Origin of the sequence: Brevundimonas sp. LPMIX5 (genome assembly GCF_003576505.1) — a bacterium.
GTDB classification, from domain to species: domain Bacteria; phylum Pseudomonadota; class Alphaproteobacteria; order Caulobacterales; family Caulobacteraceae; genus Brevundimonas; species Brevundimonas naejangsanensis.
On record NZ_QWTZ01000006.1, the window covers coordinates 117,807 to 133,930 of the forward strand.

The window sequence follows — 16,124 nt, forward strand, 5'->3', positions numbered from 1 at the left end:
AATGATTTGCACCCGCCTTAATAGATGCTATAGCGAGCCATTCTCAGTGTTCCGGGTGCCTCGCCTTGTACGTCTGCAACTGTAACGGCCTTCGCCAGCGTGACGTCGCCCTAGCCATCGAGGCGGGCGCGAACCGTCCCAAGGACATCTTCGCCAGCCATCAGTGCGCGCCGCAATGCGCCAAATGCGTGTGCGAGATGCGCCAGATGATCCAGGAACAGCAGACCGCCTTCGCCATCGCAGCGGAATAGGCCCGTTTTGAAAGCGGATTTCACTCGCATTATCAATGCAGTGATAAAAACTCGCAAATAAACTGCGACGGCAAAGCCGTGGTATGAAGGTCGTCACGGGCGGTTCCGAGGCTCGGTCTTGCGTCAAGGCCGACTCCGCCGCTGCTTTTAAAGGACGACGACCATGAAGGGCGATCCCGCGATCATCCGCACCCTCAATGCGGTGCTGACCAACGAACTGACGGCGGTGAACCAGTACTTCCTGCACGCCCGCATGTTCGAAAGCTGGGGCCTGGCTCACCTGGGTCAGGTCATCTACGAAGAATCGATCGGCGAGATGAAGCACGCCGACATGCTGATCAAACGCATCCTCTTCCTGGACGGCCTGCCCAACCTGCAGGACCTGCACAAGCTGAAGGTCGGCGAAGACCCAATCGAGTGCCTGGGCGCTGACCTGCAGCTCGAGATCGACAGCCGCGCCACGACGCGGGACGCCGTCACCCAGTGCGAGCAAGCCCGCGACTATGTCAGCCGCGACCTGCTGATGAAGATCCTGGCCGACACCGAGGAGCATGTGGACTTCCTCGAGAACCAGCACAGCCTGATCCAACTGATGGGCGCACAGAATTATCTGCAGTCGGCCATGAAGGAAATCGTCACCGACGGCGCCGCCACGGGCAACTGATCCAAAGGCCGGGCGCGGCCCCAGAGGGCGGGAACGTCCGCCGCGCCCGGTTGTTCTGGCTGCATGAGCAGCATGGACGACGCCCTAGACGCCGCCCGCGACCACGCGGCAGACTTCCTCAACGCCGAAGGCCGCGACTGGCGCCACGTCGCCCTGGGCGCCGCGCTGACCGTCGGCTTCGCCCTGGCGGCCACCGTAGTGGCCACGCGCGCCGTTTCCCCCCAGACCCGCAGCCTGACAGGGGCCCGCGAGCGCGAAGGCCCGATCACCGAGCGCCCGCGCGGACCGTTCAGCCTGATCCTGCCCGCAGTCTTTTCGGCCACCACCCTGTCGGCTCTGCGCGTATGGAACGCTCCGGCCCGGCCCGGCCGCAACGCCGCCATGGGCCTTTGGGCCGTCGCCCAGACAGTCAACGCGGTCTGGCTGGCCGCCCGCCCGACTGGGCGCTGGACCCAGATTCTGGCCGCCATGTCCTCCGCCGGGCTGGCGGCCGCCTTCGCCCATGAAGCGCGCAAGCTCGACCCCGGCGCAGCCAAGCTGGCGGCTCCGACCGGCATTGGCGTGCGCCTGGCCAATCAGGCTGAACGCGGTCTGGACAGCCCAGCCTGAAACAACACGCAGCGACGCCGTCGCCATTGCCCTTTTTCGCCTTATCCTCTAGGGCTCGCGGCGATTTGGCGCGCCACGCTCTGGCGGTCGGCGCCTGCCGCCCCCCAGCAACGAGCCCTACGGTTCTCATGAAAATCAACGCCAACACCATCAAGCCCGGCATGGTCCTGCAACACAACGGCGGCCTGTGGGTCGTCACCAAGGCCAGCCACGTCAAGCCCGGCAAGGGCGGCGCCTTCGCCAACGTCGAGGCCAAGAACCTCGAGACCGGCAACAAGCTGAACGAACGCTTCCGCTCGGAAGACAAGGTCGAGCGCGTCACGCTGGAACAGCGCGACTACTCCTATCTGTTCGACAACGGCGAAACGCTCGTCTTCATGGACGACGAGTCCTATGAGCAGATCGAACTGCAAAAGGGCTGGGTCGGCGAAGACCGCATTCCCTACCTTCAGGAAGGCATGAAGGTCATCATCGAGTCGCACGAGGAGCGCCCGATCGGCCTGGAACTGCCGGAACAGGTCGTTCTGGAAGTCGTCGAGACCGAGCCGACCGTGAAGGGCCAGACCGCCTCGTCGTCCTACAAGCCCGCCAAGGCCTCGAACGGCATCCGCGTCATGATCCCGCCCTTCATGTCGACGGGTGAGAAGATCGTCGTCGACACCTCGACCGGCGAATACGTCCGCCGCGCGGACTAATAAAAGTCTCGTTTCCCGGCCAAGGCCGGGCAAGTTATGACTACAGGGGCGCGGATGGTCCGCGCCCCTTTTGCTTCTCCGTCCATCCGGGCCGCAGGCCTTTCAAGGATCGACGGATCAGGAGAACCGCCTATGGCCCTCGCTTCCGCCCTGCTCCAGGTCATGATGGACGCCGTCCGCAAGACCGCCCGCCCGATGCTCCGGGATTTCGGCGAGGTGTCCCAGCTCCAGGTGTCCCGCAAGGGCCCCGGCGACTTCGTCACCGCAGCCGACGTCAAGGCTGAACAGACCCTGTTCGAACTGCTGCTGAAGGCCCGCCCCGGCTACGGCTTCCTGGGCGAAGAGCGCGGCATGATCGAAGGCACCGACAAGACCCACACCTGGATCGTCGACCCGATCGACGGCACCACAAACTTCATGCACGCCATGCCCCACTTCGCCATCACGGTGGGCCTGGAGCGCAAGCATCCCGACGGCACGGCCGAGATCGTCGCCTGCGTCACCTACAACCCGGTCCTGAACGAGATGTTCTGGGCCGAAAAGGGCAAGGGCTGCTACCTGAACGACACGCGCATCCGCATCGCCGGACGCGCCGACATGGCCGAGTGCCTGATCGCCACGGGCCTGCCCTTCATCGGCAAGACGGGCCACGGCCAGGCCATCAAGGACATCCACGCCGTGGGCCAGCGCGTGGCGGGCATCCGTCGCCTGGGCGCCGCCTCGCTGGACTTCGCCTGGGTCGCCGCGGGCCGCTACGACGCCTATTTCGAGCGCAACCTGCAACCGTGGGACGTGGCGGCGGGCATACTGCTGGTCACAGAAGCCGGCGGCGTCGTCACCACCATCGACCAGGACGGCGATCCCATGAGCGGCAAGCAGATCGTGGCGGGCAATCCCGAAATCCAGGCCAAGCTGCGCAAGATCCTGCGCGAGGCGTAAGACAGCATTCTGCCTCCCCTTCCATGGGGAGGTCGGCTGAACCAGCCGGATGGGGCGGCGCTTCGCAAGAGGCGCCGCCTCTGTCGTAATCGCGCGCCTGTCACGTCCGGTCCCTACCCTTCGTGCATGATCGCCGCCATCCTGACCGTCGCCCTTCTGTCGTCGAGCCAACCGGCCATGTCCACGCCGTCTCCCAGCCCCATCGTCATCGCCCACCGGGGCGCCTCAAGCGAGCGGCCCGAGCACACCCGCGCTGCCTATGAGCTGGCGATCGACCAAGGCGCGGACTTCATCGAGCCGGACCTGGTCATGACCCGCGACGGCTATCTGGTCGTTCGCCACGAGAACGAAATCGGCGAGACCACCGACGTCGCCGACCATCCCGACTTCGCTGCGCGCCGCACCACCGGTGACGTGGACGGCGTCCTCGTCACCGGCTGGTTCACCGAAGACTTCACCCTGGCGGAGATAAAGACCCTGCGCGCCCGCGAGCGGCTGGCCGCCCTGCGGACCTCCTCGGCCGCCTTCGACGGGCAGGAGCCGATCCTGACCTTCGACGAGGTCCTCGCCATCGCCCGCGACGCCAGCGCCCGCACCGGACGCGTCATCGGCGTCGCGCCCGAACTGAAGCACCCCAGCCATTTCGCCGCTCTGGGCCAGCCGATGGAGGAGGCCTTCGTCGCAGCGCTGGAGCGCCACGGTCTGACCGGCGCCGAGGCTCCCATCCTGATCCAGTGCTTCGAGGTCGGGACGCTGGAGCGGTTGAAGGCGCGCATCGACGCGCCGCTGCTGCAACTGATGCAGGCGGACGGCGGCCCTGCCGACCGGCCCGGCGTGACCTATGCCGAAATGGAGACGCCGCAGGGGCTGGCCGAGATCGCCCGCTATGCTGACTACATCGGCGTACAGGACCTGATGGTCGTTCCGCGCGATGATGCGGGCCGCGCGCTGGAGGCGTCGTCCCTGACGGCCGACGCCCATGCAGCGGGCCTGAAGGTCGCGGTCTGGACGCTGCGGGCGGAGAACGTGTTCCTGCCCGCGCAGTATCGCGTGGGCGAGGAGCCGGCCGCGCATGGCGACCTGACGGGGTGGCTGAAAGCGATCTACGCGCTGGGCGTCGACGCCGTGTTCAGCGACTTTCCCGCGGCCGCTGTCGAGACTCGTTAGTTTCCCTCTCCCGGTGGGAGAGGGCTTGAGCCTCCAAGAGCCGGAGGCGATTGGCTAAGGCAAAAGCGTGAGGGTTCGCGATCAAAGTCGGCCGAAGGCCGTTGTGCGACGGCTTACGCCGACTGATAGGACAAGCCCCTCACCCTTTCGCGCCAGAACGATCGCTGCGCTCTCGTGCGCTCAAGCCCTCTCCCGCCGGGAGAGGGTAGCTTTTACGTCCCCTGAAACTGCAGCTTGGCCAGACGCGCATACAGCCCGCCCCTGGCTGACAGCTCGGCGTGCGTGCCTTCCTCGACCACCTGGCCGCCGTCCATCACCACGATGCGGTCAGCCCGCAGCACCGTCGCCAGACGGTGGGCGATGACCAGGGTGGTGCGTTCGGACATGGCCTGATCCAGCGCCGCCTGGACCAGACGTTCGTTCTCGGCGTCGAGGGCGCTGGTCGCCTCGTCCAGCAGCAGGATGGGCGCCTCGCGCACCAGAGCCCGCGCGATGGCCAGACGCTGGCGCTGGCCGCCCGACAGGCTCTTGCCCCGCTCGCCCAGCGGCGTGTCGAAGCCCTCCGGCAGGGCGTCGATGAAGCCCAGGGCCTGCGCCTCGGCGGCGACGGCGCGGGCCTCTTCCAGCGTGGCGGCCTCGCGACCGAAGCGGATGTTCTCCAGCGCCGAGCCCGAGAACAGCGGCGCCTCCTGCGACACCCAGGCGAAGCGGTTGCGCACCGCGACCGGATCGGCCGCGCGCACGTCCACGCCGTCCACCGACACCAGGCCCGACTGCGGGTCATAGAAACGCAGCAGCAGGCGGAAGACCGTCGACTTGCCCGCCCCCGACGGCCCGACCAGAGCCACCGTCTCGCCCGGCCGCACGGTCAGGCTGAAGCCCTTCAGCGCGGGCAGGTCGGGGCGGCCCGGATAGGCGAAGTCCACAGCCGACATCGACACTTCGCCGCGCGGCGGCTGCGGCAGGGCGACCGGGCTGGCGGGCGGCGCGATGGCGGGGGCGGCGCACATCAGCTCGTCGATCCGCTCCATGGCCCCGGCCGCCTTCTGCACGTCGCCCCAGCTTTCACCCAAGGCGCCGACAGCCCCCGCCGCGAACACCGACAGGAGCACGAACTGCAGCAGAGCGCCCGGCGTCATGGTCCCGGCGATCACGTCCTGCGCGCCCAGCCACAGCACCAGGGTCACGCCGCCGAACATGACGACGATGATCATGGCCGTCATCACCGCCCGCGCCCGCATCCGCTGCAGGGAGACGCCGAACGCCTCTTCCACCGCCGCACCGAAGCGGCCGATGGCGCTCTTTTCGCGGCCGAAGGCCTGAACCGTCTCGATGGCGTCGACGCTTTCCCCGGCGAAGCCCACGGCCCCGGCGAAGGTGTCCTGCGACTTCACCGTCAGCTTGCGCACGATCCGACCGAAGATGAACAGGGGCGCGATCAGCACCGGCACGATCAACAGGACGAAGCCCGTCAGCTTCGGGCTGACGAAGAACAGCAGGATCACCCCGCCGATCAGGGTCAGGAAGTTGCGCAGCGCATAGCTGATCGAGGTGGTCAGCAGGGTGTCGACCAGCTGAATGTCCGTGGTCAGACGCGACAGCACCTCGCCCGTACGCATATGGGCGAAGAAGACGGGGTCCAGCGTCAGGATGCGCTGGAACAGCGCTGTGCGCAGGTCGGCGATGATCCGCTCGCCGGTCTTGGTCACGTAGAAATAGCGCAGCGCCGTCGCCAGCCCCAGGATCACGGCGTTGAGGCCCAGGATCAGGAACCACTTATCGATGTCGGCGCCGCCGTTCTCGAATCCCTGGTCGATGGCGCCGCGCGCCGTCGCCGTCAGGGCCAGCGACGCGACAGTCGAGCCGATCAGCCAGATCGCCGAAATTCCCGCGTCCAGCCTGTGCCGGGCCAGGAAGGGCAGCAACCGGCCCAGCGGACGGATGTTGCGGCTCTTGGCGCGCTTGCCGCCCGCCTCATCCATCTGTTCGGCCAGGACGGCCCCGGCGCCGGGGCGGCCCTCGGGCTGTCCTGTCGGTTGGGCGTGACGTTGCGGTTCGGCGTGGGTCATGGCAGCGCTCTTGCCCCGGATCGCCCCCCGGTGTAAACGCCGCCCCTCGCTCCCGTCGCGCTCCGTGGCGGGATTCTCTAATTACGCGCAGTGACGGTCGGCATCGTCGTCGCGCAGAGACGGACAAGATCGATGAAAGCGGACACGCACCCCGACTACCACTTCATCACTGTTGTGATGACCGACGGCACCACCTACCAGACCCGTTCGACCTACGGGAAGGAAGGCGCCACGCTGAACCTGGACATCGACCCGACGTCTCACCCGGCCTGGACCGGCGGCAACCAGCACCTGATGGACCGCGGCGGCCGCGTGTCGCGCTTCAACAACAAGTTCGGCGGCTTCATCAAGAAGTAAGCCACGCTTGCTGCGACATGTTCGCCACAAAAGCGTCGGTCCCCGGGCCGGCGCTTTTTTGTTGCCTGGAACGCCGTTAACATGGGTGCGTTCGATCCTCCGGGGCGTGGACGCTGGGTCCGGGCCGATATCGGACCACAAGAGTTGCAGACGATGAATCGACGGGAACTGGGCCTTGGCGTCGCCACGACGAGCCTGACGCTGGCGGCCGCAAGCGGAGCGCTTGCGCAGACCCGCACGACCGACCCGCAGATTTTCATCGCCGGCTTTGACGCTCAGGCCGGGCGCCTGCCCGCCGGCCAGCAGGCCGACGTCCGCGCCGTCTATCAGCTGACCCAGGGCAAGCCCATCTGGACCGCCGACCGCCTGCGCGTGCTTCAGGAAGTCGCCGCCGGGGCCGAGCGCCACGGCCTGCCCGCCGGAGACTTCTTCGACTTCGTCGGCCTGGCCGCCGACCGCGAAACGGCCGAAATCCGCACCACCGCCGCCGCCCTGGCCTATGCGAAGGTTCTGGCCGAGGGCCGCGTCCGGCCCGAGACGGTCGAAGAGCTGTGGGAGATGCAGAAGAACAGCGTCGACCTGCCGCGCGGCCTCGTCGACGCCGTCGCCGCCAACAAACTGAGCCAGTGGTTCGACGCCCTGCCCCCGACGGATCTGGGCTACACCAATCTGTCGGCCGGTTACGCCCGCTATCGCCGGATCGCCCGTCAGGGCGGCTGGCCTGCTTTTCGCCTGAACAGCGGCACGATCGAGCCGGGAACCAGCGACCCGCGCATCCCCGCCCTGATCGCCCGCCTGGCGGCTGAGGGCGACCTGAGCGCCGCCAACGCCGAGCGCCTGAAGGGCAATCTGGCTTACGGCCCTGAGTTGCAGCAGGCGGTGCGCAGTTTCCAGACCCGCCACGGTCTGGGCGCCGACGGCCGCATCGGCGGCGCCACCCAGCGCTCGCTGACCGCGACGGCCGAGGATCGCGCCCGCCAGATCGCCCTGAACCTGGAGCGCCGCCGCTGGCTGAAGCGCGACCTGAATCCCGAGCGGATCGAGGTCAACACCGCCGCCGCCATCATGGTCTACTGGAAGGACGGCAAGCCGGTTCACTCCAACCGCGTCGTCGTCGGCACCGTCGCCAACCAGACCCCCAGCCTTGAAAAGCCGTTCGCCTCGGTCGTGGCCAATCCGCCGTGGACGGTGCCGATGGGCATCGCGCGTCGCGAAATCCTGCCGAAGGGCCCCGCCTACCTCGCCGCCAACGACATGTACGTCAACGCCGACGGCTGGGTAGTGCAGCGCGCCGGGCCGAAGTCGTCGCTGGGCAATGTGAAGTTCGAGCTGCAGGACAGCTACGCCATCTTCCTGCACGACACGCCCGCGCGGGGGGCCTTCAACCTGTCGGTGCGCCAGCGCAGTCACGGCTGCGTGCGGGTGCAGGACGCCATCGGCTTCGCCCGCCTGCTGCTGTCGCCCGACCCGGCGCGTCTGGCCACCTTCGACGAGGCGCAGGCCAGCGGCGAAACCAAGCGGGTGACCACCGGCCGCAACATCGGCGTGCGCCTGCTGTACTGGACCGCTTTCGTCGACGGTCAGGGCCGCGTCGCCTTCCGCGAGGACGTCTATAAGCGGGACGCCAAGCTGGCTGATGCGCTCGGCATCGCCGTCAACCTGCCGCAGGTGGTGGCCGACGCCCCGATCGACCCGGACGAAGTGACGCCTTAAGGCGCCGCTACCTTATCCGAAGGCGGCGCGCAGCATGTCCATCTGGTTCTGCACCGGATTGGCGGGCGCCGTCGCGGGCTCGACATACATCTGACGATCCAGATGCAGCACGCGGTCGTACAGCTTTTCGGCCCGCACGGCGTATTCGATCAGGGCGATGGGCAGGTCGCCGCGACGCGGTTCCGTCTCCATGCGGCGATCGGCCAGGCGATAGCGGGGATCGCCCGCCGCCTCGGCGCTCATGTCCTGTTCACGCACGGCGCGCTGGACCAAAAGCCACGAGGCGATCTGCATCAGCCGCGTGGTCAGCTTCATGCTCTCGCCCGCATAGGACAGGGCCGCCGCCCGCGACAGCAGGCGTGAATCCTGGCGCCCGTCCCCGTCCAGATAGGCGGCGGTCTCCTCGACCAGTTCCATGCCTTCGCGGAAGGTGCGCTCAAACAACTCAGAGCGCGCGAAATCCAGCACCTCGGCGCCCGACAGGCCTGCCCGGCTCAGATTGGCTTCAATGGCGGTCACAGGCGTCCATCCAAGAATTTCATGTATCCGCTGGCTGCAATCGTCATGCCACGGAAGTCGCCTCTGTGGCAGAGCGCCGTCGAAACCATCCCCAACCGCCGTCGCTCAGCGGAAGTTGAACAGCGCATCGGCGGCGCTGCGCTGCGACGACTTGCCGTCGATGGCGGCTCGGGAACGCGCGATCTCGGCCTCAAGGGCGGCGATCCGCTCCTGAAGTTCGTCCACCGCATAGAGGTCGAGGTCTTCGCGGCCGAGGGCGCTGAGGGCCTCGCCGCGCTGCGGCCGGGGCTCCAGATCTTCAAAACTCATCCTCGCCTCCTTGGCCATCGCAGACACGAACCCCTATGTGAACGCCGCATTGAACAGGAATGCAAGCAAGGGAGGCTTCACCATGCAGGCCATTGAGATCGAAAACGGACGCGGCCCCGCCGACGCCCTGCGCCTGACGACGCGCCCCCTGCCCGTTCCGGCGCCCGGCGAGATCCGCATCCGTGTGCGTGCGGCCGGGGTCAACCGCCCGGACATCGTCCAGCGCGAGGGCCGCTATCCGCCTCCGCCGGGCGCTTCGGACATTCTGGGGCTGGAGGTTGCGGGCGAGGTCGAGGCCGTCGGCGAGGGCGTGACCCGCTGGGCGATCGGCGACCGGGTCTGCGCCCTGCTGGGCGGCGGCGGATATGCCGAATACGCCGTAGTCGACGCCCGCCACGCCCTGCCGATCCCCGACGGCCTCGACTTCGTGCAGGCCTCCGCCCTGCCCGAGACCGCCTTCACCGTCTTCGCCAACGTCTTCGAAGGCGGCGGGCTTAAAGCAGGCGAGACCCTGCTGCTCCACGGCGCCACTAGCGGCATCGGCGTCATGGCCATTCAAATGGCCAAGGCGGCGGGCGCCCGCGTCATCGCCACCTCGCGTGGGGCCGCCAAGGCCGAGGCCGCCCGCGCCCTGGGCGCCGATGTCAGTCTGGACGCGACGACGCAGGACCTGACGACCGCCATTCAGGAGGCGGGCGGCGCTGACGTGGTCCTGGACATGGTCGGGACCGCCTATGCCGAACTGAACCTCAACGCCCTGAAGCCCGGCGGACGCTGGGTGGTGATCGCCACCCTCACCGGCGCCAAGGCCGAGGTCGATCTGATGCGGATCATGCTGAAGCGGATCGTGCTGACCGGCTCGACCCTGCGCAGCCGCCCCGCCGATGAAAAGGCCCGGCTGGCCGCCGCCGTCGAGGCGACCGTCTGGCCGTGGGTCGCATCCGGCGCCGTCAAGGCGCAGGTCGAGGCGACCTTCCCCCTGGCCGAGGCCGCCGCCGCCCACGCCCACCTGGAAACGGGCGCCCACGTCGGCAAGGTCGTGCTGCTGCCCTGATCAAGAAAAAGGGCGGGAAGCCGAAGCTTCCCGCCCTATCCGTCAAACCGTCGCTACAGCTTACCAGCGACCGCCGCTGCGGGCCGGACGCAGGGACGAGATCTTGTCGTTCAGGCCCGTATTGCGCAGGTCGCGGATATCGCCGCGCACGACCTCGCAGCGCCCGCGATAGTTGGCGTCTTCGCAGACTTCCCAGCTTCCACGCGACAGGCGGATCGAGCTGATCGCGTCGTTCATGCCCAGGTTGCGCAGGTTCGGAACCTCGTCGCGGAAGCTCATCGACTGGCCGCGATAATTGGCGTCGCGATAAACAGTGATCGAGGACTGGTTCCAGCCGCCGCCCTGACCGGGGCGATTGTTGTCCCAGCCGCCGCCGGGACGGTTCGGCCGACCGCTGTTTTCGAAATCTCCCATCACGCGTCCACAGGCCAGCCGGCCGTCACGGTTGACGATCTCGTCGCTGGAGCAGCGCGCCAGCTCGATGGAGGTCTCGCGGACATTTCCGCGCATGTCGCGACAATCAGCATAGAGACGGCCCTGGTTCACATAGGAGCCGGTGCAGCTCTGCGCATAGGAACCGCGCGGCGCGCCACGGGCCTGAACCTGCGCTTCAGCCGTCCCGACATTGACGACGGAGAAGCCGCCCGCCGCCATGACCAAACCTGCCGCTGCAACCACGAACTTCTTCATGACACGGTCTCCTTAGAGGTCTCTTCCGGCGCACAACGCGCCCTGGCCCTGAATGTTCATCATCACAGATGAACCTTTGCTGTATGGCGACGACAGACGACGTTTTCATTTCGGCCGAAATCACCTATAAAGGGTCTCTCGCGCCCGGCCGAAAAGGTCGGGCGCCGTCGATTCAAACGCCCTTTTTTTCGGGCCGCAACCGCCGGGATCCATGCCCATGACCGACATCCTGATGCCCAAGGCCACCGCGGTCTGGCTAGTGGACAACACCTCGCTCTCGTTCGAGCAGATCGCCGACTTCTGCGGCCTGCACCCGCTGGAGGTGCGCGGCATCGCCGATGGCGACGTGGCGCGCGACATTCGCGGCGCTGACCCCATCGTCAACGGCCAACTGACCCGCGAAGAGCTGGACAAGGCCCAGAACGATGAAAACTACCGCATGAAGGCCGTGGTCAGCCGCCACGCCGAACTGCTGAAGCCCGCCAAGTCAGGTCCGAAGTACACGCCTGTGTCGCGCCGTCAGGACCGTCCGGACGCCATCATGTGGTTCGTCCGCAACCACCCCGAAGTGACCGACGCCCAGATCGCCAAGCTGCTTGGGACGACCAAGGCCACGATCGAGAGCGTGCGCAACCGCACCCACTGGAACTCGGCCAATATCAAGCCGGTCGACCCTGTGACGCTGGGCCTGACCGGTCAGCTGCAACTGGACGAAGTGGTCCGCAAGGCTGCTGACAAGAAGGCCAAGGACGACGCCAAGAACGGCGTCCTGCAACCCATCGAGGCCGAACCCGAACCGGAAGCCGCCGTCGAAGACGCCGAAGAAGAATATGGCATGGGCGCCGAGCCCACTGCCGAATCGGTGTTCGGCCCGCGCGACTGATCCCTTCGATCCGCCGAACGATACAAAACGGCCCCGGAAGAGCGATCTTCCGGGGCCGTCGTCATTTTCAGATGGAAAGCGGCGTCAGTGAGCGCGGGCTTCCAGGCTATTGATCTCTTCCTTAAGTCGCAGCTTTCGCTGCTTCATCTCCCTGAGGTGTATCGGGTCCGCGGAGGGGCGGCGCATCTCCTGCTGGATGGTCTCATCCAGCGACCGATGCCGATTACCCAGTTCGCGAATACGAGCCTCGATGGTCATGGCTTGCGCCTCCATGTGTAAGGGACCACTACACTGAGCGCCCGGTTCGACGGGGTGTGGAATCACATTGCAGTGACCCTCGCCGCTCCGGACACGGACAGGTTGGAGGCGAATTTGGCCGATGTTGTGAACTCGACCGTTCGGGCGCTGGCGCCCTCTCGGCTAGTCGTTGGAATCTCTGGCGCTTCCGGCGTCATCTATGGCGCGCGCGTGCTGGACGCCCTTCGCGAACTGGGCGTCGAGAGCCATCTGGTCGTCACCCGCGCCGCCCTGCTCACATTGTCGCAGGAGACGAATCTCACCCCCGACGAACTGACGGCCAAGGCCGATGTGGTTCATCGGCTGAACGACGTGGGAGCGACCATCTCATCCGGTTCGTTCCGCACCCTGGGCATGATCGTCGCGCCCTGTTCTGTGCGGACGATGAGCGAGATCGCCACTGGCGTCACCTCGACACTGCTGACCCGCGCCGCCGATGTGACATTGAAGGAGCGCCGTGCGCTGGTGCTGATGGTGCGCGAGACGCCGCTGCATCTGGGTCACCTGCGCACCATGACGGCCCTTGCCGAGATGGGCGCCGTCATCGCCCCGCCCCTACCCGCCTTCTACGCCCGGCCGGAAAGTCTGGAGCAGATGATCGATCAGTCGGTCGGCCGGGCGCTGGACGTCTTTGGTCTGGACTGGGCGCCGGTGCGCCGCTGGGAAGGGCTGAAGGGCGGGGCCGAGGCATGAGCGACGACCTGTGGACCTGGGCCTGCGCCGCCTATGCCGCGCCGGGCGTGAGCGAGGCCTGCCTGTCGCTGCAGGACTATCACGAACAGAACGTGCCTCTGCTGCTGTGGGCGGCCTGGACCGCAGCCACCGGCCGTCGTCCGGACGAAGAGACGATCGAGGCGGCCTGCGACACGGCGCGCGCCTGGCAGACGACGACCATCGCGCCGCTGCGCGCGGTGCGGCGCACGCTCAAGACGCCTGTTCCGGACCTCGAAACCGACGCCCGTCTGGCGGTGCGCGAGCAGGTGAAGGCCGCCGAACTGGCCGCCGAGCGGCATCTGCTGGAGGGGCTTCAGGCCCTGTCTCCCGCCGCCTCAGCCGCCCCGCGCCCGGCGGTCGACGCGATGGCCGAGGCCGCGCGGCTATGGGACAGGGTCGTGCCGCGGCCGGGGCTTAGAACCCTGGCCGACCTGCTTCCGACCTGACCCTGGCTCAGCTATAATCGCCCGGTCCGGGGCCTGATGATGAACGACGACGAACCTTACCTGTCCGAAGAAGACGAGGCGCTGCGCGCCGAGCTGACCTGCCTCCTGCAGGAGCACGCCGACCTGGACGCCTCGATCGAGGCGTTGGGCCATATGCCTGCGCCCGATCAGCTGATGATCGCCCGGCTCAAGCGCAAGAAGCTGGCTCTGCGCGATGACATCGTGAAGCTGCAAGACCGCATCCTGCCTGACATCATCGCCTGATAATTTCCGGGCCTGGCAGCTTCCCTCTCCCGGCGAGAGAGGGAAGCAGAAACGCACGCGCTACAGCGGCAGGACCGAAGTGTCCTTGACCTCTTCCATCACCGCATAGGTGCGTGTTTCGCGCACGCCCGGCATGGTGATCAGGGTGTCGGCCAGGAAGACGCGATAGGCGGCCATGTCTTTCATCCGCACCTTGACCAGATAGTCAAAGCCGCCGGCGACCATGTGGCACTCCAGCACCTCAGGCGAGCGCCGGATGCGGTCTGCAAACTGGTCGAAAATGTCCGAGGTCGTGCGATCCAGCAGCACCTCGATGAAGATCAGCAGTTCCCGCTCGGCGAACTTCGGATCAATCAGCGCCGTATAGCCGACGATCACGCCCCGCTCCCTCAGGCGGCGCACCCGTTCAAAGCACGATGACGCCGACATGTTGCAGGCGGACGCCAGGTCCTGATTGGTGATGCGCCCATCCTGCTGCAACACCCTCAGGATTCGGCGATCCGCGTCATCCAACTTGTAATCCGCCGTGTTCATGCGCGGCTCCCCCTTACGCATCTACCCTACTCCAACTTTGTCAAACCGCCTGCTGATCCGCAATGGATCAGCAGGCGGTGAAGACCAACAACCTGGGAGAAAATCGCCGGCCAGAAAGATCGCCTGTCAGAAAAACGGCCGCTTACTCGGCGCGCCGCGTCCCGGCCGCCTGTTTGCTCTGGGCGATGAAGGCCTCCATTTCGGCTGTCATGGCCGGAATGGTGGCGACGCCCAGAGCCAGCAGATGGTCGTGGAAGGCCCTGATATCGAAGTCGGCACCCAGTTCGGCCTCGGCCTTGCGACGCAGGCGGACGATTTCAATCTCGCCCAGCTTGTAGGCCAGGGCCTGTCCGGGCCAGGTGATGTAGCGATCGATCTCGGTGCCGACCTCATGATCCGACAGGGCCGTATTTTCGCTCAGAAAGGCGACGGCCTGATCGCGGGTCCAGCCCTTGGAGTGGACGCCAGTGTCGATCACCAGACGGGCCGCGCGCCACATCTCATAGGTCAGGCGTCCGAAATCCTCATAGGCGTCTTCATAAATGCCCATCTCCACAGCGAGTTTTTCCGTATAGAGAGCCCAGCCTTCACTGAAGGCCGAGATACCCGCCTGCGCGCGCCATTCCGGCAAGGCGGCGTGCTCGCGACGCAGCACGCCGTGCCAAGCGTGACCGGGGTTGCACTCATGCACCGTCAGCGCAGGGATGTTGTATCGCGGACGCGACGGCAGGTCATAGGTGTTCAACAAGCACGCCCCGTTGCCGCCGCGTCCCGCCGTATAGAAGGGCGCGATGGCCGGCGGCACCGGAACCAGACTGAAGGTGTCGCGCGGCTTCAGGTTGAAATACTGCCCCATCTTGCCGTCAACCTTCTTGATCACCCAGGCGCCGTGCCAGAGCAGATGCTCGGGCTTGTCGTACTGGAACTGGCGATCGGTCTTCAGGAAGGTGAGGAAGTCGGCGAAGCTGCCCGTCCATCCGGTGCTGCGCATGACCGCTTCCATCTCGGCGCGGACGCGGGCCACCTCGGCGCGGCCGATCTGGTGAATCTGATCCGGCGTCAGGTTGACGCTCGTGTATTGACGGATCTGCGTCTGATAGAAGTCGTCGCCGTCTGGCAGGCGGTTGGCGCCCAGGGTGTCGCGCGCGCCTGGCACATACTCATCGCGGATGAAGCTGAGCAAGGTGCGATGCGCAGGCACGACCTGCTGTTGGATCACCTGAACAGCCTCGGCGCGCAGGCGCTGTTTGTCTGCCTCCGGAATCGTCGACGGCATGTCGATGAAGGGCTTGTAGATCGGGTTGGCCTGCGGATCCGTCGGCTCGGTCACCGCCAGGATGGAGACGTCTCGTCCGACCAAAGAAGCCTTGGGCTGGGTGAAGCCGCGCGCCAGTCCGGCGCGCATATTGGCGATCTGCTGGTCGAAATAGCGCGGCGTGTCGCGCAGTTGGGACAGGTAACGGTCATAGTCCTCCACCGAGGTGAAGGTCTGGTTCGCCATGCCCGAAATCGACGACCAGAACGAGCTGTCCGAGTTGAAGGGCATTTCGTAGAGGCGATGACGGCCGTCATCGACGAAATTGTCGATCTGGTGCTTGTAGACGGCGTAGTTGGTGCGCTCGGACGGCGACAGTTGGTCCGGCGAAATGGCGTTCAGGCGGCGCTGGATCTCGGTCCAATAGGCTAGGCGGCGCTGCTGGGTGGCGGCGCTGACGTCCGGCAGATTGGTCGGCTTGGACGCTCGCGAAGGAATCTCGTTCCGGCGCCAGGCGTATTCTTCGTCGGCGATAGCGCGGAACTGGGCGTCAAGGGCGCTGGCCGTCGTCGCCGTGGCCGTGGCAGGCGCCGAGGCCGACGCAGCCGTCGGCAGGGCGGCGAAAGCCAGCACGCCGGCGGCGGCGACGATGGCGCTGTATGCGGTCAGGGTCTTCATCAGTTTCTCCCCCATAG

At 66.6% G+C, this 16,124-nt stretch carries 20 protein-coding genes; 13 read left to right on the forward strand and 7 right to left on the reverse strand.

Features of this window, described 5'->3' with window-relative positions; all coding sequences use genetic code 11:
- The first annotated feature begins 65 nt into the window (after nt 1-65).
- The 6 genes from D1604_RS08305 to D1604_RS08330 all read left to right on the forward strand — a co-directional run bounded on the left by D1604_RS08305 (nt 66) and on the right by D1604_RS08330 (nt 4,325).
- Entirely contained in the window at nt 66-251 is a 186-nt protein-coding gene (locus D1604_RS08305; RefSeq protein WP_003168909.1) for a (2Fe-2S)-binding protein, read from the forward strand.
- A gap of 163 nt (nt 252-414) precedes the next feature.
- Nucleotides 415-915, forward strand: coding sequence for a bacterioferritin (bfr, locus tag D1604_RS08310; protein WP_119412912.1), 501 nt, complete (start codon nt 415-417; stop codon nt 913-915).
- Nucleotides 916-987: 72 nt separating this feature from the next.
- Nucleotides 988-1,524 (forward strand): TspO protein, encoded by a 537-nt coding sequence (locus D1604_RS08315; protein WP_233551977.1) that lies wholly within the window; start codon nt 988-990, stop codon nt 1,522-1,524.
- Between the two features lie 128 nt (nt 1,525-1,652).
- A complete protein-coding gene (efp, locus tag D1604_RS08320; RefSeq protein WP_024353283.1) occupies nt 1,653-2,219 on the forward strand; it encodes an elongation factor P in 567 nt (188 codons plus the stop codon).
- A 132-nt stretch (nt 2,220-2,351) separates the two neighbouring features.
- Nucleotides 2,352-3,158 carry an inositol monophosphatase family protein gene (locus tag D1604_RS08325; protein ID WP_119412914.1) on the forward strand — a complete coding sequence of 269 codons (807 nt, stop codon included), beginning with the start codon at nt 2,352-2,354 and terminating at the stop codon, nt 3,156-3,158.
- 126 nt (nt 3,159-3,284) lie between these two features.
- Nucleotides 3,285-4,325, forward strand: a complete 1,041-nt coding sequence (locus tag D1604_RS08330; protein ID WP_119412915.1) for a glycerophosphodiester phosphodiesterase — start codon at nt 3,285-3,287, stop codon at nt 4,323-4,325.
- Nucleotides 4,326-4,537: 212 nt separating this feature from the next.
- Here the strand turns inward: D1604_RS08330 and D1604_RS08335 are convergent, their stop codons facing one another.
- The gene (locus D1604_RS08335) at nt 4,538-6,394 is read right to left on the reverse strand and encodes an ABC transporter transmembrane domain-containing protein (RefSeq protein ID WP_119412916.1); all 1,857 of its coding nucleotides are present in this window, start codon (nt 6,392-6,394) and stop codon (nt 4,538-4,540) included.
- A 132-nt stretch (nt 6,395-6,526) separates the two neighbouring features.
- Here D1604_RS08335 and rpmE point away from each other — a divergent pair, with 132 nt between their 5' ends.
- Both rpmE and D1604_RS08345 read left to right on the forward strand, forming a co-directional pair.
- Nucleotides 6,527-6,751 (forward strand): 50S ribosomal protein L31, encoded by a 225-nt coding sequence (gene rpmE / locus D1604_RS08340; protein WP_003168899.1) that lies wholly within the window; start codon nt 6,527-6,529, stop codon nt 6,749-6,751.
- 153 nt (nt 6,752-6,904) lie between these two features.
- On the forward strand, nt 6,905-8,464 hold the full coding sequence (locus D1604_RS08345) for a L,D-transpeptidase family protein (RefSeq protein ID WP_119412917.1): 1,560 nt from the start codon (nt 6,905-6,907) through the stop codon (nt 8,462-8,464).
- A 12-nt stretch (nt 8,465-8,476) separates the two neighbouring features.
- Here D1604_RS08345 and rcdA read toward each other — a convergent pair whose 3' ends face one another.
- Together rcdA and D1604_RS08355 are read right to left on the reverse strand one after the other, a co-directional pair.
- Nucleotides 8,477-8,983: a protease adaptor protein RcdA gene (rcdA, locus tag D1604_RS08350; protein WP_169469169.1), complete on the reverse strand. Its 507-nt coding sequence runs from the start codon at nt 8,981-8,983 to the stop codon at nt 8,477-8,479.
- 105 nt (nt 8,984-9,088) lie between these two features.
- Nucleotides 9,089-9,292, reverse strand: coding sequence for a DUF1192 domain-containing protein (locus D1604_RS08355; RefSeq protein ID WP_024353289.1), 204 nt, complete (start codon nt 9,290-9,292; stop codon nt 9,089-9,091).
- 82 nt (nt 9,293-9,374) lie between these two features.
- On the opposite strand from D1604_RS08355, the gene D1604_RS08360 reads away from it, so the two are divergent.
- Nucleotides 9,375-10,346, forward strand: a complete 972-nt coding sequence (locus tag D1604_RS08360; protein ID WP_119412918.1) for an NAD(P)H-quinone oxidoreductase — start codon at nt 9,375-9,377, stop codon at nt 10,344-10,346.
- A 60-nt stretch (nt 10,347-10,406) separates the two neighbouring features.
- On the opposite strand, the gene D1604_RS08365 is transcribed toward D1604_RS08360, so the two are convergent.
- Complete coding sequence (locus D1604_RS08365; protein WP_119412919.1) at nt 10,407-11,036, reverse strand: beta/gamma crystallin-related protein; 630 nt, start codon at nt 11,034-11,036, stop codon at nt 10,407-10,409.
- A 217-nt stretch (nt 11,037-11,253) separates the two neighbouring features.
- Between D1604_RS08365 and D1604_RS08370 the strand changes: the two genes are divergently transcribed.
- Nucleotides 11,254-11,919 (forward strand): DUF1013 domain-containing protein, encoded by a 666-nt coding sequence (locus D1604_RS08370; RefSeq protein ID WP_024353292.1) that lies wholly within the window; start codon nt 11,254-11,256, stop codon nt 11,917-11,919.
- Between the two features lie 84 nt (nt 11,920-12,003).
- On the opposite strand, the gene D1604_RS08375 is transcribed toward D1604_RS08370, so the two are convergent.
- Complete coding sequence (locus tag D1604_RS08375) at nt 12,004-12,177, reverse strand: YdcH family protein (RefSeq protein ID WP_119412920.1); 174 nt, start codon at nt 12,175-12,177, stop codon at nt 12,004-12,006.
- A gap of 126 nt (nt 12,178-12,303) precedes the next feature.
- Between D1604_RS08375 and D1604_RS08380 the strand changes: the two genes are divergently transcribed.
- The 3 genes from D1604_RS08380 to D1604_RS08390 are packed head-to-tail and all read left to right on the forward strand — an operon-like array spanning nt 12,304 to nt 13,640.
- Entirely contained in the window at nt 12,304-12,909 is a 606-nt protein-coding gene (locus D1604_RS08380; RefSeq protein ID WP_119412992.1) for a UbiX family flavin prenyltransferase, read from the forward strand.
- Nucleotides 12,906-13,376, forward strand: coding sequence for a TIGR02444 family protein (locus D1604_RS08385; RefSeq protein ID WP_119412921.1), 471 nt, complete (start codon nt 12,906-12,908; stop codon nt 13,374-13,376). Before D1604_RS08380 ends, D1604_RS08385 begins: the two co-directional genes overlap by 4 nt.
- 39 nt (nt 13,377-13,415) lie before the next feature.
- Nucleotides 13,416-13,640: a YdcH family protein gene (locus tag D1604_RS08390; RefSeq protein ID WP_119412993.1), complete on the forward strand. Its 225-nt coding sequence runs from the start codon at nt 13,416-13,418 to the stop codon at nt 13,638-13,640.
- A 60-nt stretch (nt 13,641-13,700) separates the two neighbouring features.
- On the opposite strand, the gene D1604_RS08395 is transcribed toward D1604_RS08390, so the two are convergent.
- Both D1604_RS08395 and D1604_RS08400 read right to left on the reverse strand, forming a co-directional pair.
- Nucleotides 13,701-14,195: an Lrp/AsnC ligand binding domain-containing protein gene (locus D1604_RS08395; RefSeq protein WP_003168884.1), complete on the reverse strand. Its 495-nt coding sequence runs from the start codon at nt 14,193-14,195 to the stop codon at nt 13,701-13,703.
- 121 nt (nt 14,196-14,316) lie between these two features.
- Nucleotides 14,317-16,107 carry a DUF885 domain-containing protein gene (locus tag D1604_RS08400; RefSeq protein ID WP_119412922.1) on the reverse strand — a complete coding sequence of 597 codons (1,791 nt, stop codon included), beginning with the start codon at nt 16,105-16,107 and terminating at the stop codon, nt 14,317-14,319.
- Nucleotides 16,108-16,124 lie beyond the last annotated feature (17 nt).